The organism is Maridesulfovibrio sp., assembly GCF_965230075.1.
Taxonomy (GTDB): domain Bacteria; phylum Desulfobacterota; class Desulfovibrionia; order Desulfovibrionales; family Desulfovibrionaceae; genus Maridesulfovibrio.
The window spans coordinates 3917172-3937045 of record NZ_OZ245945.1 but is presented as its reverse complement, the minus strand read 5'-3'; the positions used below and the strand labels follow the sequence as shown (position 1 = coordinate 3937045).

The window sequence follows — 19874 nt, the reverse complement described above, 5'->3', positions numbered from 1 at the left end:
TAATGAGTTTTGATCGGATTGTTTGATTGTGTTATTTAAGAATAATCATGATATATAGTTAAAGTTGTGCTTGGTCAACACGGATTACACATTGAATAATTGAGAGAAGAGCTGATGGCGTTGAGTCATGCCTTTAAAACTGCGCTGTCAGCAGCTCTTGATAAAGTTTGGCACGGATGGTGCTCTAAGAAAAATAGCTTGTTAGTCAAGTATGGACCGGAGAGCCCACTCCACCTCCCCGACCCCTCCGGGCTCTCCGGTCCATAACCTTTTTAAAAGCAAATTCGACGCAATTCCTCGAATATACGGAGATGATCTGATGAGTAGTGTTGAAACTTTAATGTCCATGCATCGTGAAGATATGGCTCTCTTAAGAACTGAAGCCAAACAGGCTAAAAGAGAGCGTTTAGATAGTTGTCGTGAAATGGATCAGGCATTTAAAGATCTGCGCAGCAAACTTTCCGCTGAAATGCCGGTAACAAGCTCTTTTTCTTTTAAGCTCCGTGCTCCTATCGCTTTTATGGCTACCCTGATGGGAGTAATCAGTTTTTAGTAGTTTTGTGTCCTGCCTTTGCGGTGGGATGATCGCCTATAAAAAGCCCGTTCATCTTATGATGAACGGGCTTTTTGTTTAGTTTTGTTTTGCAAATGCCTTGGCTGTGCGGCGCAGGTTGCCCGGCCAGTCCTCTGCGAGAGGGTTGGCAACCAGAACTTGCGCTCCTATTGCCTTTGCTATTGTCTGTGCGCTTTTCTGAGAAAACTGGGGCTGAACGAAAATTGCTTTAACTGAATTGTCTTTGGCGAACTCAATTAGTTGAGCCAGCTCTTTGGGGCTGGGATCCTTTCCTTCCAATTCAATGGGGATCTGGGTCAGTCCATAAGTGTCAGCAAAGTATCCCCATGAAGGATGGTAGACCATAAAGCTGAATTCCTGCCCTTTATGGGTGAAGATTTTCAGCAGGTCAGCGTCAACGCTGTTAATTTCGGATGCAAAGTTCAGGTAATTGCGAATGTAGGTGTCGGTGTTTGCAGGATCGTGCTCAATCAAAGTGTCTCTGATCTTTTGGCTCATGATTCTGACTAATGACGGTGAAAGCCATACATGAGGGTCTTTGATGTGTGGTTCGTTGTGGAGAGCGTCGTGGTCATGGTCCTTATGGTGTCCGTTTTCTGTATGGTGCTCATGTTTATGCTCGTGTCCTTCGTGTTTGTGGACGTGCGCTTTCATGGAGCGGTGAACCACCTCTTGTCCGAGACTGATGATTTCAAGGTTTTTGTTGGCTGATTTGAATCTCGGGAGCCATGCTTTTTCAAAGGGAACGCCAATAGCAAAGTATATTTCTGACTTGCTAAGTTCGGCCATTTGTTTTGGTTGGGGTTCATAGGTGGCCGGACTGCTGCCTGCCTTGACCATTATGTTTGCTTTTACGTTCTCGCCTCCGATTCTTTCCACAAAATATTTAACCGGTGCGATGGATACTGTTGTCTGAATCTGTCCTGCAAGGGCTGCAGAGCAGCTGATCAGCATGGCTGTTATGGTTCCCAGAATTATTGTTCTTGATTTCATTGTTGTTACCCTCTGTGTTTGAGATTCATTTTCATTTGGTCGAGACTGAATCATATCATATATGATGTCAATCCTAGTTGCCATCATATATTCTTTTGAATCATCCCTTCTTTTGCGCCTGTTTTTATCTCAGCTTGAAAAATAATAATGTTAATTTGTTCTTCATTTCCGAATTTCGGGATAATGGTTTCTTTGTATTTGTTTATCTTATTGTTTAAATGATGGAAAGATAGGTTTAATTTTCTTTGTAAATTTCCAAATATGTTTTTTTGATGTCTATTTCTTGTTTTTGAGAGTATGAAGTTTTCTGTTTTGGCACAAAGTGTGCTTTGATTGTATCTAAAATGCATTTTTGAAGGCTGGTTTTTCTAAAATTGTAAAAAAAGAAGCATTAGAAACGATTTTAGAGACGAAATTGTAAAAACAAGACCTAGAATCAACGGGGGTTGATTAAAAATGAATTCGGCGGATACTTCATTTATACTTATTTGTGCAGCTCTGGTCATGTTCATGACTCCGGGGCTGGCTCTTTTCTACGGCGGCATGGTACGCAGCAAAAACGTACTGGCTACTATCATGCAGAGTTTTATCATGCTCGGACTTGTTTCCATTGTCTGGGCGGTAATTGGATATTCCCTGTCCTTTGGAACCGACATCGGCGGCATCATCGGCGGTATGGATTTCTTTGCCCTGAACGGTGTGGGCATGGATACGGTCAACAGTCCTGCCGATAACCTGCCTCATCTTCTTTTCATGGTCTTCCAGTGCATGTTTGCGGTTATCACCCCCGCACTGATCACTGGAGCATTTGCCGAGCGCATGAAGTTTGGTGCCTTGCTGCTTTTCAGCGCCTTCTGGGTTGTCCTTGTTTACGCTCCCATGTGTCACTGGGTTTGGGGCGGAGGCTGGATGGGCGACCATGGTGCTCTCGACTTTGCGGGCGGTGCGGTTGTGCATATGAGTTCCGCAGCAGCAGCTTTGGCCGGTTGTTTGATTGTGGGTAAGCGTAAGGGATATGGTAAAGAACCTTTTATTCCGCACAACCTGCCCATGACCCTGCTTGGTGCAGGCATGCTCTGGTTCGGCTGGTTCGGTTTCAACGCAGGCTCTGCTCTTGCTGCAGACGGCCTTGCTGCCAACGCTTTTGTTACCACTCACCTTGCTGCGGCTGCCGCGGTTCTCGGCTGGTTGCTGGTTGAAGCCATGCATGGCGGCAAACCCACAACTCTCGGTGCTGCTTCCGGTGCTGTAGCCGGATTGGTCGCCATCACCCCGGCGGCCGGTTTTGTAACTCCCATGGCTTCTATCGTTATCGGTTTTGGTGGCGGTATCGTCTGCTACGGCGGTGTGCTCATGAAATCTAAGTTCGGTTATGATGATTCTCTTGACGTTGTTGGTATTCACGGGCTTGGCGGAACTTACGGGGCTATCGCTACCGGACTCTTTGCCAGTATCGGTGCGGAAGGCCTTTTCTACGGTAATGCCTCCCAGCTTTGGATTCAGATTGAATCCTGCATTGCTACTTGGGTTTACTGCTTTGCGGTGAGCTGGATTCTGTTTAAGTTGATCGACAAGTTCTACGGTCTGCGTCCTTCCGAAGAAGAGGAAGTGGCCGGTATGGATGTTTCCGATCACAGCGAGACTGGTTACCAGATTTAACCCACCACACTTACAGGACATACAAACATGAGAAAGATTGAAATAATTGTGCGGCCTTTTAAGGTCGATGATGTAAAGGATGCTATTGCCGCTCTCGGCCTCAAAGGTATGACCGTTACTGATGTCAAAGGTTTTGGGCGTCAGGGTGGACACAAGGAAGTCTACCGTGGTGCCGAGTATCAGGTGGACTTCATTGCCAAGACCAAGATCGAGATTGTAGTCGATGCTGAACGGGTTCCCGAAGTAATTGACGCAGTCAGCGAAGCCGCCAAGACCGGAAAGGTCGGCGACGGCAAAATATTCGTAATTCCGGTTGAAGAAGTGGTGCGTATACGTACTGGTGAGACCGGTCCGGACGCAATCTAGATGAATGCTGAAAATCCCCCCGGATCGTCCCTTGATTCGTCTGTAGACAGGTTATTGGCGGGACGTGAAATACTCCTCGCGGCATGCTCCAAGAGCATGCCGCGGGATTTTCCGCAGCAACTCTGTGATCTGGTGGATGAGTATTTCAGGGCAAGGGTCCGGGAAGCTGTTTCCGAGGGAATCCTCTCCTCTTATGATGACCTGTCCATTGTTGCTGTCGGCGGCTACGGGCGCGGTCAACTGGCTCCATTTTCAGATATTGATGTTTTGATTCTCACTGACCTATCAGTACAGAATGATCTCGAAGATCTGGCTTCCTTTCTTTTTCATCCTCTCTGGGATCTCAAGTTCGATGTGGGGCACGGCGTGCGCAGCGTGGAACAGAATCTTGAATTGGCAATGTCCGACTTCAAGGTGCTGGCTTCATTGCTTGATTTACGGTTTATTGCCGGGCGTGACGAATTGTTCCGGCGGCTATCGGAAGAATTCAGGGCAAAGGTCCTTCCTGTTGCTGGAGATGAGTTCTGCCATATTTTGTGGGAGAACCGTTCCAAGACCGGAAAGGGAATGGACTCTGTTGTCCTTGAACCGGATTTGAAAAACGGCTGGGGGACCCTGCGCGATGTGCAGTTCATTCGCTGGTGTGCGGATATAAAGGGGGACTATTTTCCCCTGAACAAAACGGATTTGATTGATCTCTGCAGGGACGAGGCATTGCTTATGCAGGCCCGCTCTGCTGTGCATTATTTGCGTAAGCGCAAGCAGGATAAGTTGATCATTGAGATTTTGCCGGACGTTGCCGCGCTCTGTGGAGTTAAAGGCTATGATCCGGCAAAGCGTGGTAATGAATTGCTTACTTCGATTCATCAGGCCATGGTCCGGGTGCGTTCCATGGGTGACGCCCTCTACCGTGAGTCTTTTGATGCTGAATCCCGTTCATTTATTGATCATCGCGGTATAGCCGGACTTGAAGCCGGGCTGGAAGTTTTTGGCATTAAGTCCCGTACCGGGGCTCCTCTGACCCGTGAGGCCCGACGGACTGTAACAGCTATTGATTCCGCAAGTGGTATCAGTCTGACCCGTTCCCTGAAGATGCTCATTGATATCTTTAAAGGCGAATTCGGTTGGCGGGCATCCGTGGAGATGCTGGACAGTGGTATCTTTAGCTCTTTCCTTCCGGAGTTTTCCAAGGTTTCCGAGTTGGTTCCCTATGACGGCTACCATCAGTATCCTCCGGGTCGGCATTCATTGCTTACGGTTCATAAGTGCTGCGATATTTTCCGTAATGAATTTTCCGAAGGTGGAAAATGTATTTCCGCTTCAGACTTTGATGCTCTGCTGCTAGGCGCGTTCTTTCACGATATCGGTAAGGGCAAGCGTAACCACAGTGAGCGCGGAGCTGAAATTGCCGGAGAAATCCTCTCCCGTACAGACTTCCCCGCCCGATTTAAGGAAGATGTCGTCTTTCTGGTTCGCGAACATTTACTCCTGATCCGTTCCTCACGCTCAATTGATTTAAGCTCTGTAGATGCTTTGCGGAAGATAGCTGGAAAGGTTGGCTCCCTGCGTCGTTTGCGCATGCTTTTCATTCTTTCCATGGCTGACTCCATGGCCACAGGGCCTCGGGTTTGGAATTCATGGAGTGAATCCTTGCTGCGTGAGATCTATGCCGGGTTGGAACTGGTGCTGACTGACGATTCTTTTACAGAAATTGATTCCGGTGAGCAGCTTGGCGAAACCGTGAACCGCATTCGTGAGCGAGCTGAAGGTGTGATTGATTCCGGATTGGTTGAGTCTCTGATCGGCTGCATGCCTGAACGATATCTTCTGGTCGAGGACCCGGATGAGATTGTGCTGCACATGCAGCAGGTTCTGGAATTCAGCCGTACTTATGAGCGGGATATGGTGCGCAAGCCTTCCGGCAAGGGCGGGCTTGGCCTGAGTCTGGTCCGGGTTTTTGAAACCGAAAACGAGAAACGTATCAAGCTGGTCATCACCGCCAAGGATCAGGATTTTCTTTTTGCTGCCCAGAGCGGGGTGCTGGCCTTGCATTCGGTGAACATCCTGTCCGCTGAAATATTTTCATGGTCGGATGGAACCGCAGTAAATATATTTATTGTAGAAGCTCCATCGGTAAATTGTCCTTCTGATATCTGGGGTAGGGTGGAGCGTTCCATCATGTATGCGCTCACCGGGCGGTTGGCCCTTGATTACCGCCTGCATAAAAAACGCAATTCCCTTCTCGCCAAATCTGTACCCAGCAGGGTGCCCACCCGGATCAGTGTTGATAATGAATCAAGCGGGGAATGCACTCTCATTGAAGTTATTACCCAGGACCGTTCCGGCATCCTCTATGATATGGCCGCCTTCTTCTCGCGCATGAATATCAACCTGCGCATGGCCCGCATTTCGACAACCGGACAGTCCGTCTTTGATGTCTTTCATGTGGAAGGCCCGGAGGGTGGCAGGATTGAAGATCATATCCATTTGCGGGAGCTGATCAGCGCCCTTGAATATACCCTTACCGGAAGCAGTTGATTCTTTGCGGTTTTACAGCCGTAGTCCCGATAATATTTACTTAAAAGGAGTTGTTTATGTCTGGCAGGATTGTTGTTCATATTGTTATTGATGTGCTGGTCCTGCTGGGGCTTTGTCTTGCGTTTATTTTTACTCCTGAAACATTTGTGGGTAAGAGTGTAATTCCTTTGTGTGGACTTTTTGCAGGCGCGGCTGCTGTGGTCGGTATTTCCGGATTCATGCTTAGTGTTAAAATTAGTGATAGTTGGACTGCTGTCAGCCGTTGGATGGGGGCTCTTGTTTCTGAAAGTGAATCTAAAAGTGACACAGAGTTCACTTCTGAGTTGATGCCTTCAGCCCTTGATCTTGAAGAGTATGTGAAGAGTCTTCGCGCAAAACTGGAAGAGGCGGACAAGCAGTGTAAAATTGAAATTTCCCGTCAGCTTGAGGCCTACAAAATGGCCGAGGATGCGAGAGTGCGCGGTGAACAGGCGCGTAGTAAAGGGCTGCTTTCTGCTGCCGGGACCCTAGAGAATGCTGTTGAGGGAATCCGTTCCAGTTCCACCATGCTGGGGGAATCATCCGCACGGGCCAGCGATGGTGCTGAGAAGCAGCTGGAGTACCTGTCTTCAGTGGTTGCTTCCATGGAACAGATTGATGTTTCCATCCAACATTCAGTAGAGCGGGCAGATTCCGCGGCGGTGGATGCCGAGTCTGCTGCTGAACGGGCACGGGCTGGCGAAGGTGTCCTTGAAGAGACTATTGAATCCATCAATACGGTCATGAGCAACACCAATGAACTCAATGGCCGGGTGGAGGCTCTTGGTAAGCAGGCTGAGGGGATCGGCAGCATCATGTCCGTTATTTCCGATATTGCCGACCAGACCAACCTGTTGGCACTTAACGCTGCCATCGAGGCCGCCCGGGCCGGTGATGCCGGACGCGGATTTGCCGTGGTTGCCGATGAAGTCCGTAACCTTGCGGAAAAGACCATGGAAGCCACCCGTGATGTGGGTACCGAGATAGGCCGGATTCAGGAACATGTGGAAATGACCGTGGCCGGGGTGAATCACATTAATGATCTGGCCGGTAATGCTTCAAGTCTGGCCTCCAGTTCCGGAGAAGCGCTTGGAGAAATTGTCGGTCTTGCCGAGAAGAGTTCTCATGGCGTGCGCCTTATTGCTGAGGAGGCTGTGCAGCAGGCTAAAGCCAGCAACAATGTGCGCGAAGCGGTCAATGAAGTACATTCTATTTCAGATGAGACTGGTGAAGCTATGTCCGGGGCGGGGGAAGCTGTTTCCGTTCTTGGTGGACGCGTAGCTGATCTTGATGATATGATCGGTGTGTTTAAGCTGGTCGGTAATGGTAAGGTGCAGGAAGTGATTGATTCTCTGGCCAAATCTTCAGATGTGCTTTCCCTAAACAGGGAATTGCAGGAACGGGCCATGCACAGAGCCTTGAGGGAGAACCGTTTTCTCGAACTTCTCTACATCACCGATCACAACGGAATTCAGACGGTCAGCAATATCAGCGGCCAGTGGCAGAGCTTTGCCGAAGACGGTTCAGCCTGCGGAAAGGATTGGTCCAGCCGGGAATGGTTCAGTGGAGCTGTGGAAGACCAGACTATGTATGTGTCCGATGTTTATGAAAGTTCTGCTACCGGAGAGAACTGTATTACGGTTTCCGGCCCGTTCTTTGATTCCAAGGGCAGGGTACTGGGTGTTATTGCCGCTGATGTGAAAGTTAACGGATAATTATTTCAGGCGTACGCATTTTCTTGCCAAATCTGCAATATTTATCTAAGTGATGCTTGCTGCCAAACTAACAGTTTGGGGGCAGTTACCACCCACAAGTCACTTCAGCTCAATCCGAAGAGGAATTTATTTCATGAAAATACTTGTTGTAGGTTCAGGCGGAAGAGAACACGCTCTGGCTTGGAAAATAAGCCAGAGTCCCAAGGTCTCTGAGATTTTTATCGCACCCGGTAACGGCGGAACTCGTCTGCATGGTACCAACGTACCTATCAAAGATGACGACCTGCCCGGATTGGTTAAATTTGCCAAAGAGAATAAAATCGACCTTGTTGTGGCAGGCCCCGAACTGCCTCTGGTGCTGGGCATCAAAGAAGCCCTTGCCAAAGAAGGTATCCCCTGTTTCGGTCCCGGAGCGTACGCAGCCAATCTTGAAGGCAGCAAAGCTTTTTCCAAGATCACAATGCGTGATTCCGGTGTTCCCACCGCTCCTTTTCAGGTTTTCGATGAATATGAACAGGCTAAAAAGTTCGTAGAAGAAAAAGGCGCACCCATCGTGGTTAAGGCTGACGGCCTTGCTGCAGGTAAAGGTGTTGTCGTGGCCTCAACTGTTGAAGAGGCTCTTGAAGCCCTCGACGACATGATGGTCAAAAATGTTTTCGGTACTGCCGGAGAGCGCGTAGTTGTGGAAGAAGCCCTCAAGGGTGAAGAAGCTTCCTTTCTCGCTTTCTGTGCTGGTGAAGATTACGCTCTGCTGCCTTCTGCACAGGACCACAAAGCTGTTGGTGAAGGTGATACCGGACCCAATACCGGAGGCATGGGCGCGTACAGTCCTGCTCCTATTCTCCCTCGCGATAAATATGCTGAGACCGCTGAACTGGTCATCAAGCCCATTCTTAAACTGCTTGCCGAACGCGGCGAGCCTTTCACCGGCATCCTTTATGCCGGACTCATGTACACTGAAGACGGTCCTTCCGTTCTTGAATACAATGTTCGTTTCGGCGACCCCGAATGCCAGCCGCTCCTGATGCGTCTGGATTGCGATCTGGTCGAAATCATGCTGGCCTGCGTTGAGAACCGCCTCCCGGAAGTGGAAGTAAAGCTCAAGGATGAGACCACCCTTTGTGTGGTCATGGCGGCCGGCGGCTATCCCGGTTCCTACGAAAAGGGAGCTGAGATTACCGGTTTCGAGGAAGCTGAGAAGATTGAAGGTGTCAAGGTCTTTCAGGCCGGGACAAAGTATGAAGAGGGTAAAACATTAACCAGCGGCGGACGTGTGCTGGGTGTTACCGCTCTGGGGGCGGATCTCGGAGCAGCCCAGAAAAAGGCTTACGAAGCAGTTGAAAAACTCAGCTTCGACAAAGCTTACTTTCGTCGCGACATAGGTGACAAGGGTCTTAAAAAATGAGTGCAAAAGTAGCTATTTTCATGGGGTCCATTTCAGATAAGGACACAATGCAGCCTTGTTCTGATCTGCTGACCAAGCTTGGTATCCCCCACGTTTTCACTGTTTCCTCTGCCCACCGTACTCCGGAAAGGACTGCGAAACTGGTCAAGGAACTGGAAGATAACGGTTGTGAAATCTTTATCTGTGCTGCAGGCCTTGCCGCGCATCTCGCAGGTGCAGTGGCAGCTAAAACCATTCGTCCTGTTCTGGGTGTGCCCATCTGCGGTTCTGCTCTCGGCGGTATGGATGCTCTGCTGGCAACTGTCCAGATGCCTCCGGGATTCCCCGTAGGTACCGTTGCCCTTGATAAGGTCGGCGCAAAGAACTCTGCATGGATGGCCGCTCAGATTCTGGCTCTCCATGACGAAGGTCTGGCCGGAAAGATCAGGGAAGCCCGTCAGGGTTTTATTGATTCTGTAGAAAAGGCCGCAGCTGAGCTGGAAGGCTAATAGTTTCAATGTAGATAGAATTAAAAGGCCGTGTTCGATTTCTTCGAGCACGGCCTTGTTTTTTTAAGGGAGTGGAATCCATGTCCATCGAATTTTGGGGTGTTTACGTAATGACGGTCTTTCTGGCCTCCATAATCCCGGGGCCGAGTATGATTCTGGCTTTGAGTCACGGAGTGAAATATGGAGCTAAGCGGGCGATTGCCACGGCCTTAGGTAATTCCGTAGCCTCATTCTTACAGGCAGTGGTCTCCATTGCCGGACTTGGCGCTTTGCTGGCAGCCTCCGAAACAGCTTTTATGCTGGTTAAGTATGCCGGAGCAGCGTATCTGATCTGGCTTGGTATCGGGGTACTAATGTCCGGCGACTTTAATTTTGAAGAAGACAAGGTTGATGCAGCTAATAGCACTTCAAACGGAAAGTTGTTTCTGCAGGGATTCTGGGTTGCAGCCGGAAACCCCAAGGCGATTGTGTTTTTCAGTGCTCTGTTCCCGCAGTTTATCAGCAGCGGGCAGGCGTCCATACAGCATTTTGCCATTCTGCTCGGACTGCTGACCGTTATCGCGTTTGGATGTATGATGATTTATGCCTGCGGCGGCGAAAAGATAAAGGAAATTATTAAGGGAACAGCTGTTTGCAGATATATAAATAAAGTTCTGGGAACTGCTTTTGTGGGGCTTGGTGTCAGCTTGGCCTGCTCCAGAAGATAGGGGCTTTGGCAAGCTTAGAGATTAGTTCAGCATAGAACGCACGGTGGTCAGGAAATCGTTCTGGGTGAACGGTTTGACCAGTGCTTCTTTCGCGCCGAGAGCTTTGGCCTGCTTCAAGTATTCAAGGCCGGTGAATTCTCCGCCGCCGGAAATTACCAGAATGCTGCATTCCGGTTTTTTCTGCTTCAGCTCCATGATGGTCTGGATGCCGTCCATGTTGGGCATGAAAATATCAATGATGACCAGATCGACCGGATTGGATTCAAACAAAGATAGACCTTTCTCTCCGTCTGACGCGGAGAGGGCGGTGACCTCTTCTTTTTTGAGGTAGTGCTTGAGCAGTTCAAGCATCTTAGGGTCGTCGTCGACGATCAAAATAGTCTTCATAATAATTAGGTGCTTAGAGAAATTTATTATGCCTACCTCAAGCAGATTTAAAAAGGAAGCAGTGTGTTTGTTAAGTGTTTAATAATCCAGTTTTCGTTATAAGTTAAGCTGGCTGCTTGCTTCCGGAAGAAGTCTGATAGCCAGTGCAATTTCCTTTTCCAATTGGGGGAATATCTCCAAGGACTCTTTTAAGTCGCCCTTTCCCGCTCCTTTTTCCAAGGCATAACTCAATGAATGAGCCTGAACTGCACCTACTGCACCACATTCGCTTTTCAGGGTATGGGAGCTTGCGGAGGCTTCTTTCAGATTGCCCTGTTCAATATTTGTTTTAATTGCAGCAATGTGTTTCACTGCTTCTTCTGTGAATATCTCAATGGCCTCTTCCAATAATTCGTGATCGCCAGAAAATCTTTTGAGTGCACTTTGCAGGTCAAAGCGTTGCGGGGCATCAGTTACGTTCATTTTTCTCTCCAATTTGCAAGGCTGAAAGTATCTCTCCTTCAGCCCAGAGCCGAGTCAGTCTTTGATATTTTATCTTAAGCAGGGGCTATCAGCAACATTGATTTGAAATAAATTAAAAAATCCCCGGCAACAGTTGTTACCGGGGATTTGGTGCACTTTTTTAAGCTCTATAACTAGTCTTTCTTTTCCAGTTCGGCATACCAGCCACCAGCCTTGGTCAGCAGGCTCTGGATGCGGCCCACGAGAGCGTGGGGATCGTTCAGGTAACCTTCCAGCAGCAGGGCGGATTCAAGCAGCTGGTTGGAAGAAAGAGCGATGAACTCATCTTCAGGATTAACCTTGAAGATTTCCAGCATGGAACGCAGCAGCGGATGGTCGGCGTTCACTTCCATGGTCTTGGTGGGGATGGAGCTGTCTTTGTTCATGGCTTTCATGAGCTTTTCCATGGAAGAGGTCATGGCGCCGTCGGGGTTGACCAGACGGCAGGGGGAGTCGGAAAGACGTTCGGAAACTTTCACTTCCGCAACCTGTTCGCCGAGGACTTCCTTCATCTTGGCGATGAGTGCGTCCATGTCTTTTTCCTGCTCTTCGGAAAGCGGTTCCGGCTCGTCTTCTTTCTTGGCAGATTCGAATTTGTCCAGCTTTTCAAGGTCGGCGTATTCAGCGGCTACGAAGTTGAAACCTTCGTGTTCACGGATGGATTCCATGACGAATTCATCAATGGGTTCGTAGAGGTAGAGTACTTCGATGTCCTTGTTGCGGAAGATTTCGAGGTGCGGGTTGAGGTTTGCGGCCTCACGGCTGGCAACTACTGAATAGTAGACTTCTTTCTGATCTTCCTTGGCTCGTTCGATGTAATCGGCAAAGGATACAAGGGCATCGTCTTCGGCCTTGGAGGAATCAAAGCGGAGCAGCTTGGCAAACTTGTCACGGTTGACAAAGTCCATGTGTCCGGCTTTGAAAATTTTGGAATGGGCTTTCCAGAATTTGGCGTATTTCTCGGTGTCGTCCTTGGCGAGTTTTTCAAGCTGTCCCAGAACCTGCTTGGTCAGGGTGGCGCTGATCTTGCCGATGAGCAGGTTGTCCTGCAGGGTTTCGCGGGAGATGTTCAGGGGCAGGTCTTCAGTATCGACCACACCCTTGATGAAGCTCAGGTATTCGGGGAGCAGGTTCTTGTTCTGCTTTTCAATGAGCACGCGGCGTACGTAGAGGTCGAGGCCCCAGTTGTCGCGGTCCATGCCGAAGATGTCGAGATCGTTTTCGGGGATGAAGAGCAGGGAGTTGAACTGTACCGGCGCGTCTACGGAAAAGTGCAGGGTATCAATGGGAGGCTGCACATCGTAGGTCAGGAATTTGTAGAACTCGTCGTACTGTTCCTGCTTGATCTGGAACTTGGGTTCACGCCAGAGGGCGGATACGGTGTTAACGCGTTCGCCGCCGATCATGATCGGGAAGGATACGAAGTTGGAGTGGCGCTTGACGATGTCTTTGAGCTTGTCATCGGAACCGAAACGCTCGGCATTTTCGTCGTTGAGCTGGATCTCGATGATGGTTCCGTGATCCATTTCAGCTGCAACCTCGGTGAGTTCGTAAGCGTTCTTGCCATCGGATACCCACTGGATCGCAGGTTCGTCTTTTTTGTAAGACTTGGTGCGTACAACAACGTGGTCGGAAACCATGAAGATGGAGTAGAAGCCGACACCGAAGCGGCCAATGAGGGAGTCAAGGCTTTCCTTGGATTCAGCAGCCTGCTTGACGAACTCAGCGGAACCGGAATGAGCGATAGTACCGATGTTGGTCATGACTTCATCGCGGGTCATGCCGATACCGGTATCGGTCACAGTTACGGTCTTTTTCTCTTCGTCGTAGGCGATGAGGATTTCAGGTTCCACTTCATCTTCCAGCTCGGGATTGCTGTTGATGGCGAAACGCATTTTATCGAGGGCATCGGATGCGTTGGAAACCAGTTCGCGCAGGAAAATTTCGCGGTTGGTGTAGAGAGAGTGGACCAGGATGTCCAGCAGCTGGTTAACTTCAGCCTTGAATTCGAATTTTTCTGTCTGGGCAGTCATTTAGTTCCTCCATAAACATAAAATTCCTTCCGGCCTTACTAATGTACGCCCGGAAGGTAATTGAAATTTTAATGTACTATCAAACGGCTCAAAAGTAGTGAAATGCAAGGCGCAAGAAAAGCTCAAGACCGAAGCGTATACTTAATACGTGAGGGTTTGAGCTTTCTGCAGCAACGCCGCAGATCGCTGCTTTTCAGTCGTTTGGATTACTTAGTTACTGCTTTGAGCTTGTCAAGGAGGAACTTTTCCATTTCCCGGCGGTCTTTGCGCAGCCGGACCAACTCTGCTTCCATGATGGAAAGCTTTTCCTTGAGCTGGGTGTTTTCATCTTTTAATCCTTCAATGCTTTCATTCTGGGCATTCAGGTCGGCGGTGGCCTTGTCCATGCAGGCTTTTACATCTTCGGATATTGCTCCCTGCGGCATGCAGGAGAGCATTCCCTTCAGCCCTTCATTGATGGATTTGGCGATTTCCGTGCCCATGGCTGCCGCCAGTTGAATGGCGGGTTCCAGGTTGGCCTGTTGCATCTGGGCGGGAGCTGCAGGTGTCGTTATTTCCGGGCCTTGCGCATCGATGGCTACATTGACCGGATATTTGCGGGAAAGTTCGGCCATAACGTCTTCGGCTGTATGGCCCTGTTTGAGCATGGAGGCGATAATTTTAAAAATTTCAACTGCTTCGGATTTGAATCTTTTCTGCCTGTTGCGCCCGGTACTGGGCAGGTATTGGGCGAACCGATTTTTCCAGTAGTGGAGGGTTGACTCAGGGACCTCCAGCAAGCGCGAAATTTCCGCAATGGAAAGAAGTTTTTTGTCTGGCACGGCATGCTCCGCATTGGGGTTCTTGGAAAATTCAAACTTTTTTTATTATTATTTTTTTTTAATTTTTAATGCAAGCCAAGTCAATAAACTATCAAATTATTACAAAAATGTTGCATTTCGAACATTTTTGTGTTCACTTTCGATCAGAAAACCATATTGATTCCTTTCCAAGAATGGAGTACGCGGTCATCCTGACAGGTCTTAAAAGGCTGGGCGGAAAGAGAAATCAACTGTGATTTTCGTTTTTCGGACGGTCATTGAAAACTGGCCTCGGGTTGTACCACAATTGTATCGCAATCATGTTTTTAGTTTTTGCGGAATATGGTATTAGACTTTGGAGCAAGAATCCAGCAAGCAGCGGAGTTCACCTTTGATTTCGGAAACAATTTTACTTTTTGATGTGGGAAACACCAATACCAAAATCGGTTTTTCCACCCGTGATAAAATCGGACCCTCATTCACCCTGCCCACCGATCCCGGGGGCACTGCTGATTCATGGGGCTTGAAGCTCGTTGAAATCTGCCGGGTGGCCGGATTCTCCAATGAGGACATCATCGGCGGGGCTGTATCATCGGTTGTACCGCCCATGAACCCGATCCTGAAGCGGGCCGTGGAAAGGTTTTTCCCCTGCGAGCTCCGTTTTGCACCGGATTCCATACCGCTGAGCCTGAACAATAAGTACGAAAGGCCGTGGGAAGTTGGCGCAGACAGACTGGTTACCGCCTTTGCGGGCCGTCAGATCAGCGACAGTGAGAATCTCATTGTGGTTGATTTCGGCACAGCCACCACCTTCGACTGTGTGGTGGGTATGGATTACATGGGCGGTCTGATCTGCCCCGGTGTGCTTTCATCCACCAAGGCGTTGGCATCCGGGACAGCGAAGCTGCCGCATATTTCTTTGGAGATCGAGTCCGATACCATCAGGCCGGGCAAGAGCACCGCAGACAGCCTCAATCAGGGGCTTATCTTCGGGTTCGCAGCCATGGTTGAAGGCTTGAGCGAACGTTTGGGCAAGACTCTCGGCGGGGAGGTTGAGCTCATCGCCACCGGAGGTTTTGCCTCCAAGATCGCTGAAGTCTGCCGGGCCATTGACCATGTGGAACCGACCCTCCTGCTGGACGGGTTGCGCATGGCTTGGTTTGGCAGTGAAAAATAGTTTAGTGTAGGTTTTTTGCCGGGGACGTACCCGGTAGTTCAAGTAACCGGAAAGTGTTGATTTATTTTTAAGGAGTATTGTTATGAGCACTATTACCGCAGTATGGGCGAGAGAAATTCTCGACTCCAGAGGTAACCCCACCGTAGAAGTAGAAGTAGTACTTGAATCCGGCGCAACCGGCCGTGCCGCTGTTCCCTCCGGAGCATCCACCGGTACCCGTGAAGCCCTCGAACTGCGTGACGGCGACAAAGACCGTTACAAAGGCAAAGGCGTACAGGTTGCTGTTGCCAACGTTCGTGAAGAGATCGCTGAAGCTCTGGTTGGTCAGGATGCCCTGCGTCAGGTCAACATCGATAACATCCTCATCGAACTCGACGGTACTGAAAACAAAGAACGTCTTGGTGCTAACGCAATGCTCGGTGTTTCCATGGCTGTTGCCCGCGCTGGTGCAAATCTGCTCGGTATTCCCCTTTACCAGTACCTCGGTGGTGTAAACGGCAAGCTCCTGCCCGTTCCCCTGATGAACATCATCAACGGTGGCGAGCACGCACCCAACAACCTCGATATTCAGGAATTCATGATCATGCCCATCGGCGCTGAGACCTTCGCTGAAGCTCTGCGCATGGGTGCTGAAATTTTCCACACCCTGAAAGGTCTGCTGGCTGCTGACGGTCACAACACCGCAGTTGGTGACGAAGGTGGCTTCGCGCCTAACCTTGAGTCCCACGCTCAGGCTTTCGAATACATCATGAAAGCTATCGAAGCCGCAGGCTACCGCCCCGGTGCTGACGTAGCTCTCGCTATCGATGCTGCTGCTTCCGAATTCTACAAAGACGGCAAGTACGTACTGGCCGGCGAAAACAAGGAATTCGACGCTCAGGGTATGATCGACTTCTACGCTGACTTCGTAGAGCGCTTCCCGCTTATCTCCATCGAAGACGGCCTTGCAGAAGGCGACTGGGAAGGCTGGAAGAAGATGACTGACGATCTCGGTGAAAAAATCCAGCTCGTTGGTGACGACCTCTTCGTAACCAACCCCGAAATCCTCGCTGAAGGTATCGAGCAGGGCGCTTGTAACTCTATCCTGATCAAGCTGAACCAGATCGGTACCCTGACCGAAACCCTCGACACCATGGAACTGGCTAAAACCGCAGGTTACACCAACGTTGTATCCCACCGTTCCGGTGAAACCAGCGACCATTTCATCGCTGACCTCGCAGTAGGTCTGAACGCTGGCCAGATCAAGACCGGCTCCCTCTGCCGTTCCGACCGTCTTGCCAAGTACAACCAGCTGCTGCGCATCGAGGAAGATCTCGAAGATGATGGCATCTACTACGGTCCCGCTCTGAAAGAAGCTTTCTTCGGCGAAGACTAAGAATAGCCTGACTGTTTAGTTTATTACAGGGCTGCGGGGTTATTTCCGCAGCCCTTTTTGTATATATGGTATGGTAGTTTACATGTTGGTGGGGGAATAGGGTATTGTCTTCTTGCCAGTGGGAGAAAATTACAATATGCATTTTTCACCCACAGGCCATAAACAGCGGAGAAATTTCAATGCAGATTTTGAATGGTAAAGAAACAGCTCTTACTATTCGTGAAGAGCTGAAAGTAGAGATAGACGGACTTAAAGAAAAACACGGTAGAGCGCCCGGTCTGGCCGTTATTCTGGTCGGCGAGGACCCTGCATCTCAGGTTTACGTGCGTAACAAGGAAATCGCCTGCGAAAAAGCGGGTATTGTTTCCACTGCACACCGTATTGATGCGTCCGTTTCTCAGGAAGAACTCGAAGCCCTGATCCAGAAGCTCAACGCAGACGATACCATCGATGGTATCCTCCTGCAGCTGCCCCTGCCCAAGGGACTGGACAGCCAGCGCTGCCTCGAACTCATCGATCCCGGCAAGGACGTGGACGGTTTCCACCCCATGAACGTAGGCAAGCTCATGCTCGGCCTGCCCGGTTTCCGTTCCTGCACCCCCGCAGGTATCATGACCCTGCTGGAACGTTACAACCTGCCTACCTCCGGCAAGAAAGCCGTTGTAGTAGGTCGTTCCAACATCGTAGGTAAGCCCCTTGCCATGATGCTCATGCAGTACGGTGATTTCGCAAACGCCACCGTAACTGTCTGCCACTCCCGCACCGACAACCTCGCTGAGGAAGTCAAAGCTGCGGATTTCGTTTTCGCTGCCATCGGTATTCCCAAGTTCATCAAGAAAGAGATGGTTAAAGACGGCGCAGTAGTGGTCGACGTAGGTATCAACCGTACTGACGAAGGTCTTGTCGGTGACTGTGATTACGCAGCACTGGAAGACGTAGCATCCGCCATGACACCTGTCCCCGGCGGAGTTGGGCCCATGACCATTGCCCAGCTGCTGATCAACACCGTACAGGCTTATAAGGAGCATGTCGGGGCTTAATAATATTGGTGCTATGCGTGTTTTTGAAGTTTTGAAGAAAACTCCCTGTCTTGTTTGAGGCAGGGAGTTTTTTTAACTTGTTTTTCTACGCGTGATATGCATTGGTTTGCAACGGGGAAGGGATCTTTTTCGTTTTAAATGTTTCTGTTTGTACATAATATTTTGGATTTGTTCTTGCCTTTTTTGTTGCTTCCACCATGGAACAATAAAACAACAAAAAAGAGGGGACACCAAAAGACATATGTGCCCTAGCATTTGATTGAATTTTGTCGCTTCGCTAAGGTTTTCAATCATCGCATACTGATAGTCTACATCGGCCATAAGGATAGTCTGTTTTTCCCGAATTTGAGCTAACTTATTCTCTTCACGTAAGATCGTTTGTTTGGCTTTTTTGAGTTTTTCTTTAGCTAATTTTGCTATTTCTTCAGGCGAGTTGTTTTTTTCGTATTTCTTATAGTTAATAAAAATATTTCTTTCGTTTTTATTCGTTATGTTAAAAATTTCTTTTTGTATTTTTTCCTGTCGTTTCATGTCTGCCATTTTGAATTTGGCAACTTTATAATCCCTCATGGTTGCATTTAGTTGTGATTTGTAATCAATACTTTTTTCTACAGGCACAAATAGTCCAAAAAGAAATAGAGCAAGACCCATTGTTGTAAGGTATGCGTAAATATTTGTTGCTGGAATACTCGGTATATTCATGTTTGATCTTCTTATTTTGTTTTTGGGTGTAATAACTCCCCCTTCCTCAAACCGAGAAAGGGGGAGTCCTATTTTGTTCTACTAGAGCACCCAAAATTATTAAATTAATTTGTTTAATCCAATCCCTATCCCTCAAACACCTTCTCAAAAATAGCAACACACTCTTCCTTGCTCATTTCGTAAGGATCAAGGCTGAACAGGAACCCCATGGCGGTCATGGCGTTTTCGGCGAGGGCTTCGCACTGGGACTTGTCAAGCTTGAAGTCGTTGATGTTCAGGTCGTCGCAGCCGATGTTCTTGATCAGGTCTTTGAGTGCGCTGATGAAAGCCATGGGGCGTTCATTCTCTGGCAGTGCGTCTACATCCACACCCATTGCTTTTGCCATGGCCGGGAATCGTGCGGGGACTTTTTCTGCCATGAAAGTGAAGTAGGGGATGGAGAGCATGATCAGTCCTGCTCCGTGGGTTACGGACGGATCGAATGCGGAGAGAGCGTGTTCCATGGAGTGCTGGGAAATGCAGGAGGAAGTGGATTCTACCAGACCGGACTGGGTGCTGGCCCATGCCAGTGCGGTGCGGGCTTCCATGTCGCTACCGTCTTTAACTGCGCGGGGCAGGTATTTGTTGATCAGTTCAATGGACCCAAGAGCGAAATGGTCGCTGGCGGGCTGGCTGATGTTGGCAAGGTAGCCTTCTGCGGCGTGAAAGAATGCGTCCATGCCCTGATAGGCGGTCAGGTGCGGGGGGATACTGACCATGAGTTCGGGGTCGACAATGGAAATAACCGGGAAGGTCTGGGGAACTAAACCGAAGCCGATTTTTTCCTGAGTTTCCATGTTGGTGATAACGGTCCACGGGTCGGATTCGGTTCCGGTTCCTGCGGTGGTGGGGATGGCTACCAGCGGTAGGACAGGTTCGGTTACGGGCTGGCCTTTTCCGGTTCCACCGTGGATATAGTCCCAGTAGTTGCCGGGGTTATTGACCATGATAGCAATGGATTTTGCGGAATCAATGGGGCTGCCGCCGCCGAGGCCGATAATGAAATCACAATTGTTGTCGCGGGCAACCTGTGCGCCTTCCATTACGTGGTCGAGGATGGGGTTAGGCAGGATTTTATTATAGACCACGGAGTCAATGCCGTGTTCCTTGAGCGCATCCTTAACCATATCCAGATAACCGAACTTGATAACGGACTTACCGGCAGTGGTTACGATAAGGGCCTTTTCACCGGGCAATTCCATGGATGCCAGTTCTTTGATGCGGCCGGGGCCGAAAACAATGTTGGTGGGAATGTAGAAATTGAATGAGGAATTCATTATGCTGCTCCTTAATTAAATATTTTGAAAAGTTTAAAACCTTTGCTCGTCTTTGTTAAAAGCAATATGGCAGAGCGGGG

19 protein-coding genes are annotated in these 19874 nt (G+C 49.3%); 11 read left to right on the top strand and 8 right to left on the bottom strand.

Annotated features, from left to right (window positions below):
• The first annotated feature begins 319 nt into the window (after positions 1-319).
• Positions 320-553: a hypothetical protein gene (locus ACO05Z_RS17800; RefSeq protein ID WP_421903526.1), complete on the top strand. Its 234-nt coding sequence runs from the start codon at positions 320-322 to the stop codon at positions 551-553.
• Between the two features lie 78 nt (positions 554-631).
• On the opposite strand, the gene ACO05Z_RS17795 is transcribed toward ACO05Z_RS17800, so the two are convergent.
• Positions 632-1567 (bottom strand): metal ABC transporter solute-binding protein, Zn/Mn family, encoded by a 936-nt coding sequence (locus ACO05Z_RS17795; protein WP_421903525.1) that lies wholly within the window; start codon positions 1565-1567, stop codon positions 632-634.
• An 83-nt stretch (positions 1568-1650) separates the two neighbouring features.
• The gene (locus ACO05Z_RS17790; protein ID WP_421903524.1) at positions 1651-1917 is read right to left on the bottom strand and encodes a hypothetical protein; all 267 of its coding nucleotides are present in this window, start codon (positions 1915-1917) and stop codon (positions 1651-1653) included.
• A 106-nt stretch (positions 1918-2023) separates the two neighbouring features.
• Here ACO05Z_RS17790 and ACO05Z_RS17785 point away from each other — a divergent pair, with 106 nt between their 5' ends.
• From ACO05Z_RS17785 to ACO05Z_RS17755, 7 genes are all read left to right on the top strand, one after another.
• Positions 2024-3226 (top strand): ammonium transporter, encoded by a 1203-nt coding sequence (locus ACO05Z_RS17785; protein WP_421903523.1) that lies wholly within the window; start codon positions 2024-2026, stop codon positions 3224-3226.
• Between the two features lie 27 nt (positions 3227-3253).
• The gene (locus ACO05Z_RS17780) at positions 3254-3592 is read left to right on the top strand and encodes a P-II family nitrogen regulator (protein ID WP_136675007.1); all 339 of its coding nucleotides are present in this window, start codon (positions 3254-3256) and stop codon (positions 3590-3592) included.
• Complete coding sequence (locus ACO05Z_RS17775; RefSeq protein ID WP_421903522.1) at positions 3593-6130, top strand: ACT domain-containing protein; 2538 nt, start codon at positions 3593-3595, stop codon at positions 6128-6130.
• Positions 6131-6186: 56 nt separating this feature from the next.
• The gene (locus ACO05Z_RS17770) at positions 6187-7863 is read left to right on the top strand and encodes a methyl-accepting chemotaxis protein (RefSeq protein ID WP_421903521.1); all 1677 of its coding nucleotides are present in this window, start codon (positions 6187-6189) and stop codon (positions 7861-7863) included.
• A gap of 133 nt (positions 7864-7996) precedes the next feature.
• Positions 7997-9268, top strand: coding sequence for a phosphoribosylamine--glycine ligase (purD, locus tag ACO05Z_RS17765; RefSeq protein WP_421903520.1), 1272 nt, complete (start codon positions 7997-7999; stop codon positions 9266-9268).
• Positions 9265-9756, top strand: a complete 492-nt coding sequence (gene purE, locus ACO05Z_RS17760; RefSeq protein ID WP_421903519.1) for a 5-(carboxyamino)imidazole ribonucleotide mutase — start codon at positions 9265-9267, stop codon at positions 9754-9756. Before purD ends, purE begins: the two co-directional genes overlap by 4 nt.
• Positions 9757-9836: 80 nt before the next feature.
• Entirely contained in the window at positions 9837-10463 is a 627-nt protein-coding gene (locus tag ACO05Z_RS17755; RefSeq protein WP_421903518.1) for a LysE family translocator, read from the top strand.
• Positions 10464-10484: 21 nt separating this feature from the next.
• Here ACO05Z_RS17755 and ACO05Z_RS17750 read toward each other — a convergent pair whose 3' ends face one another.
• From ACO05Z_RS17750 to ACO05Z_RS17735, 4 genes are all read right to left on the bottom strand, one after another.
• A complete protein-coding gene (locus tag ACO05Z_RS17750; protein ID WP_421903517.1) occupies positions 10485-10850 on the bottom strand; it encodes a response regulator transcription factor in 366 nt (121 codons plus the stop codon).
• Between the two features lie 96 nt (positions 10851-10946).
• On the bottom strand, positions 10947-11312 hold the full coding sequence (locus tag ACO05Z_RS17745) for an Hpt domain-containing protein (RefSeq protein WP_421903516.1): 366 nt from the start codon (positions 11310-11312) through the stop codon (positions 10947-10949).
• A gap of 173 nt (positions 11313-11485) precedes the next feature.
• On the bottom strand, positions 11486-13384 hold the full coding sequence (htpG, locus tag ACO05Z_RS17740) for a molecular chaperone HtpG (RefSeq protein ID WP_421903515.1): 1899 nt from the start codon (positions 13382-13384) through the stop codon (positions 11486-11488).
• A 206-nt stretch (positions 13385-13590) separates the two neighbouring features.
• A complete protein-coding gene (locus tag ACO05Z_RS17735) occupies positions 13591-14205 on the bottom strand; it encodes a MerR family transcriptional regulator (RefSeq protein ID WP_421903514.1) in 615 nt (204 codons plus the stop codon).
• A gap of 370 nt (positions 14206-14575) precedes the next feature.
• Here ACO05Z_RS17735 and ACO05Z_RS17730 point away from each other — a divergent pair, with 370 nt between their 5' ends.
• From ACO05Z_RS17730 to folD, 3 genes are all read left to right on the top strand, one after another.
• On the top strand, positions 14576-15361 hold the full coding sequence (locus tag ACO05Z_RS17730; RefSeq protein ID WP_421903513.1) for a type III pantothenate kinase: 786 nt from the start codon (positions 14576-14578) through the stop codon (positions 15359-15361).
• A gap of 82 nt (positions 15362-15443) precedes the next feature.
• Positions 15444-16736: a phosphopyruvate hydratase gene (eno, locus tag ACO05Z_RS17725; protein WP_421903512.1), complete on the top strand. Its 1293-nt coding sequence runs from the start codon at positions 15444-15446 to the stop codon at positions 16734-16736.
• A 179-nt stretch (positions 16737-16915) separates the two neighbouring features.
• The gene (gene folD, locus ACO05Z_RS17720) at positions 16916-17776 is read left to right on the top strand and encodes a bifunctional methylenetetrahydrofolate dehydrogenase/methenyltetrahydrofolate cyclohydrolase FolD (RefSeq protein ID WP_421903511.1); all 861 of its coding nucleotides are present in this window, start codon (positions 16916-16918) and stop codon (positions 17774-17776) included.
• 72 nt (positions 17777-17848) lie between these two features.
• On the opposite strand, the gene ACO05Z_RS17715 is transcribed toward folD, so the two are convergent.
• A complete protein-coding gene (locus ACO05Z_RS17715) occupies positions 17849-18478 on the bottom strand; it encodes a hypothetical protein (RefSeq protein WP_421903510.1) in 630 nt (209 codons plus the stop codon).
• A gap of 125 nt (positions 18479-18603) precedes the next feature.
• A complete protein-coding gene (locus ACO05Z_RS17710) occupies positions 18604-19794 on the bottom strand; it encodes an iron-containing alcohol dehydrogenase (RefSeq protein WP_421903509.1) in 1191 nt (396 codons plus the stop codon).
• Positions 19795-19874 lie beyond the last annotated feature (80 nt).

Excerpts from the sequence above, each read along its gene's own strand:
- ACO05Z_RS17800 (WP_421903526.1), top strand. The coding sequence starts at position 320 with ATGAGTAGTGTTGAAACTTTAATGTCCATGCATCGTGAAGATATGGCT.
- ACO05Z_RS17795 (WP_421903525.1), bottom strand. The coding sequence starts at position 1,567 with ATGAAATCAAGAACAATAATTCTGGGAACCATAACAGCCATGCTGATC.
- ACO05Z_RS17790 (WP_421903524.1), bottom strand. The coding sequence starts at position 1,917 with ATGCATTTTAGATACAATCAAAGCACACTTTGTGCCAAAACAGAAAAC.
- ACO05Z_RS17785 (WP_421903523.1), top strand. The coding sequence starts at position 2,024 with ATGAATTCGGCGGATACTTCATTTATACTTATTTGTGCAGCTCTGGTC.
- ACO05Z_RS17780 (WP_136675007.1), top strand. The coding sequence starts at position 3,254 with ATGAGAAAGATTGAAATAATTGTGCGGCCTTTTAAGGTCGATGATGTA.
- ACO05Z_RS17775 (WP_421903522.1), top strand. The coding sequence starts at position 3,593 with ATGAATGCTGAAAATCCCCCCGGATCGTCCCTTGATTCGTCTGTAGAC.
- ACO05Z_RS17770 (WP_421903521.1), top strand. The coding sequence starts at position 6,187 with ATGTCTGGCAGGATTGTTGTTCATATTGTTATTGATGTGCTGGTCCTG.
- purD (WP_421903520.1), top strand. The coding sequence starts at position 7,997 with ATGAAAATACTTGTTGTAGGTTCAGGCGGAAGAGAACACGCTCTGGCT.
- purE (WP_421903519.1), top strand. The coding sequence starts at position 9,265 with ATGAGTGCAAAAGTAGCTATTTTCATGGGGTCCATTTCAGATAAGGAC.
- ACO05Z_RS17755 (WP_421903518.1), top strand. The coding sequence starts at position 9,837 with ATGTCCATCGAATTTTGGGGTGTTTACGTAATGACGGTCTTTCTGGCC.
- ACO05Z_RS17750 (WP_421903517.1), bottom strand. The coding sequence starts at position 10,850 with ATGAAGACTATTTTGATCGTCGACGACGACCCTAAGATGCTTGAACTG.
- ACO05Z_RS17745 (WP_421903516.1), bottom strand. The coding sequence starts at position 11,312 with ATGAACGTAACTGATGCCCCGCAACGCTTTGACCTGCAAAGTGCACTC.
- htpG (WP_421903515.1), bottom strand. The coding sequence starts at position 13,384 with ATGACTGCCCAGACAGAAAAATTCGAATTCAAGGCTGAAGTTAACCAG.
- eno (WP_421903512.1), top strand. The coding sequence starts at position 15,444 with ATGAGCACTATTACCGCAGTATGGGCGAGAGAAATTCTCGACTCCAGA.
- folD (WP_421903511.1), top strand. The coding sequence starts at position 16,916 with ATGCAGATTTTGAATGGTAAAGAAACAGCTCTTACTATTCGTGAAGAG.
- ACO05Z_RS17715 (WP_421903510.1), bottom strand. The coding sequence starts at position 18,478 with ATGAATATACCGAGTATTCCAGCAACAAATATTTACGCATACCTTACA.
- ACO05Z_RS17710 (WP_421903509.1), bottom strand. The coding sequence starts at position 19,794 with ATGAATTCCTCATTCAATTTCTACATTCCCACCAACATTGTTTTCGGC.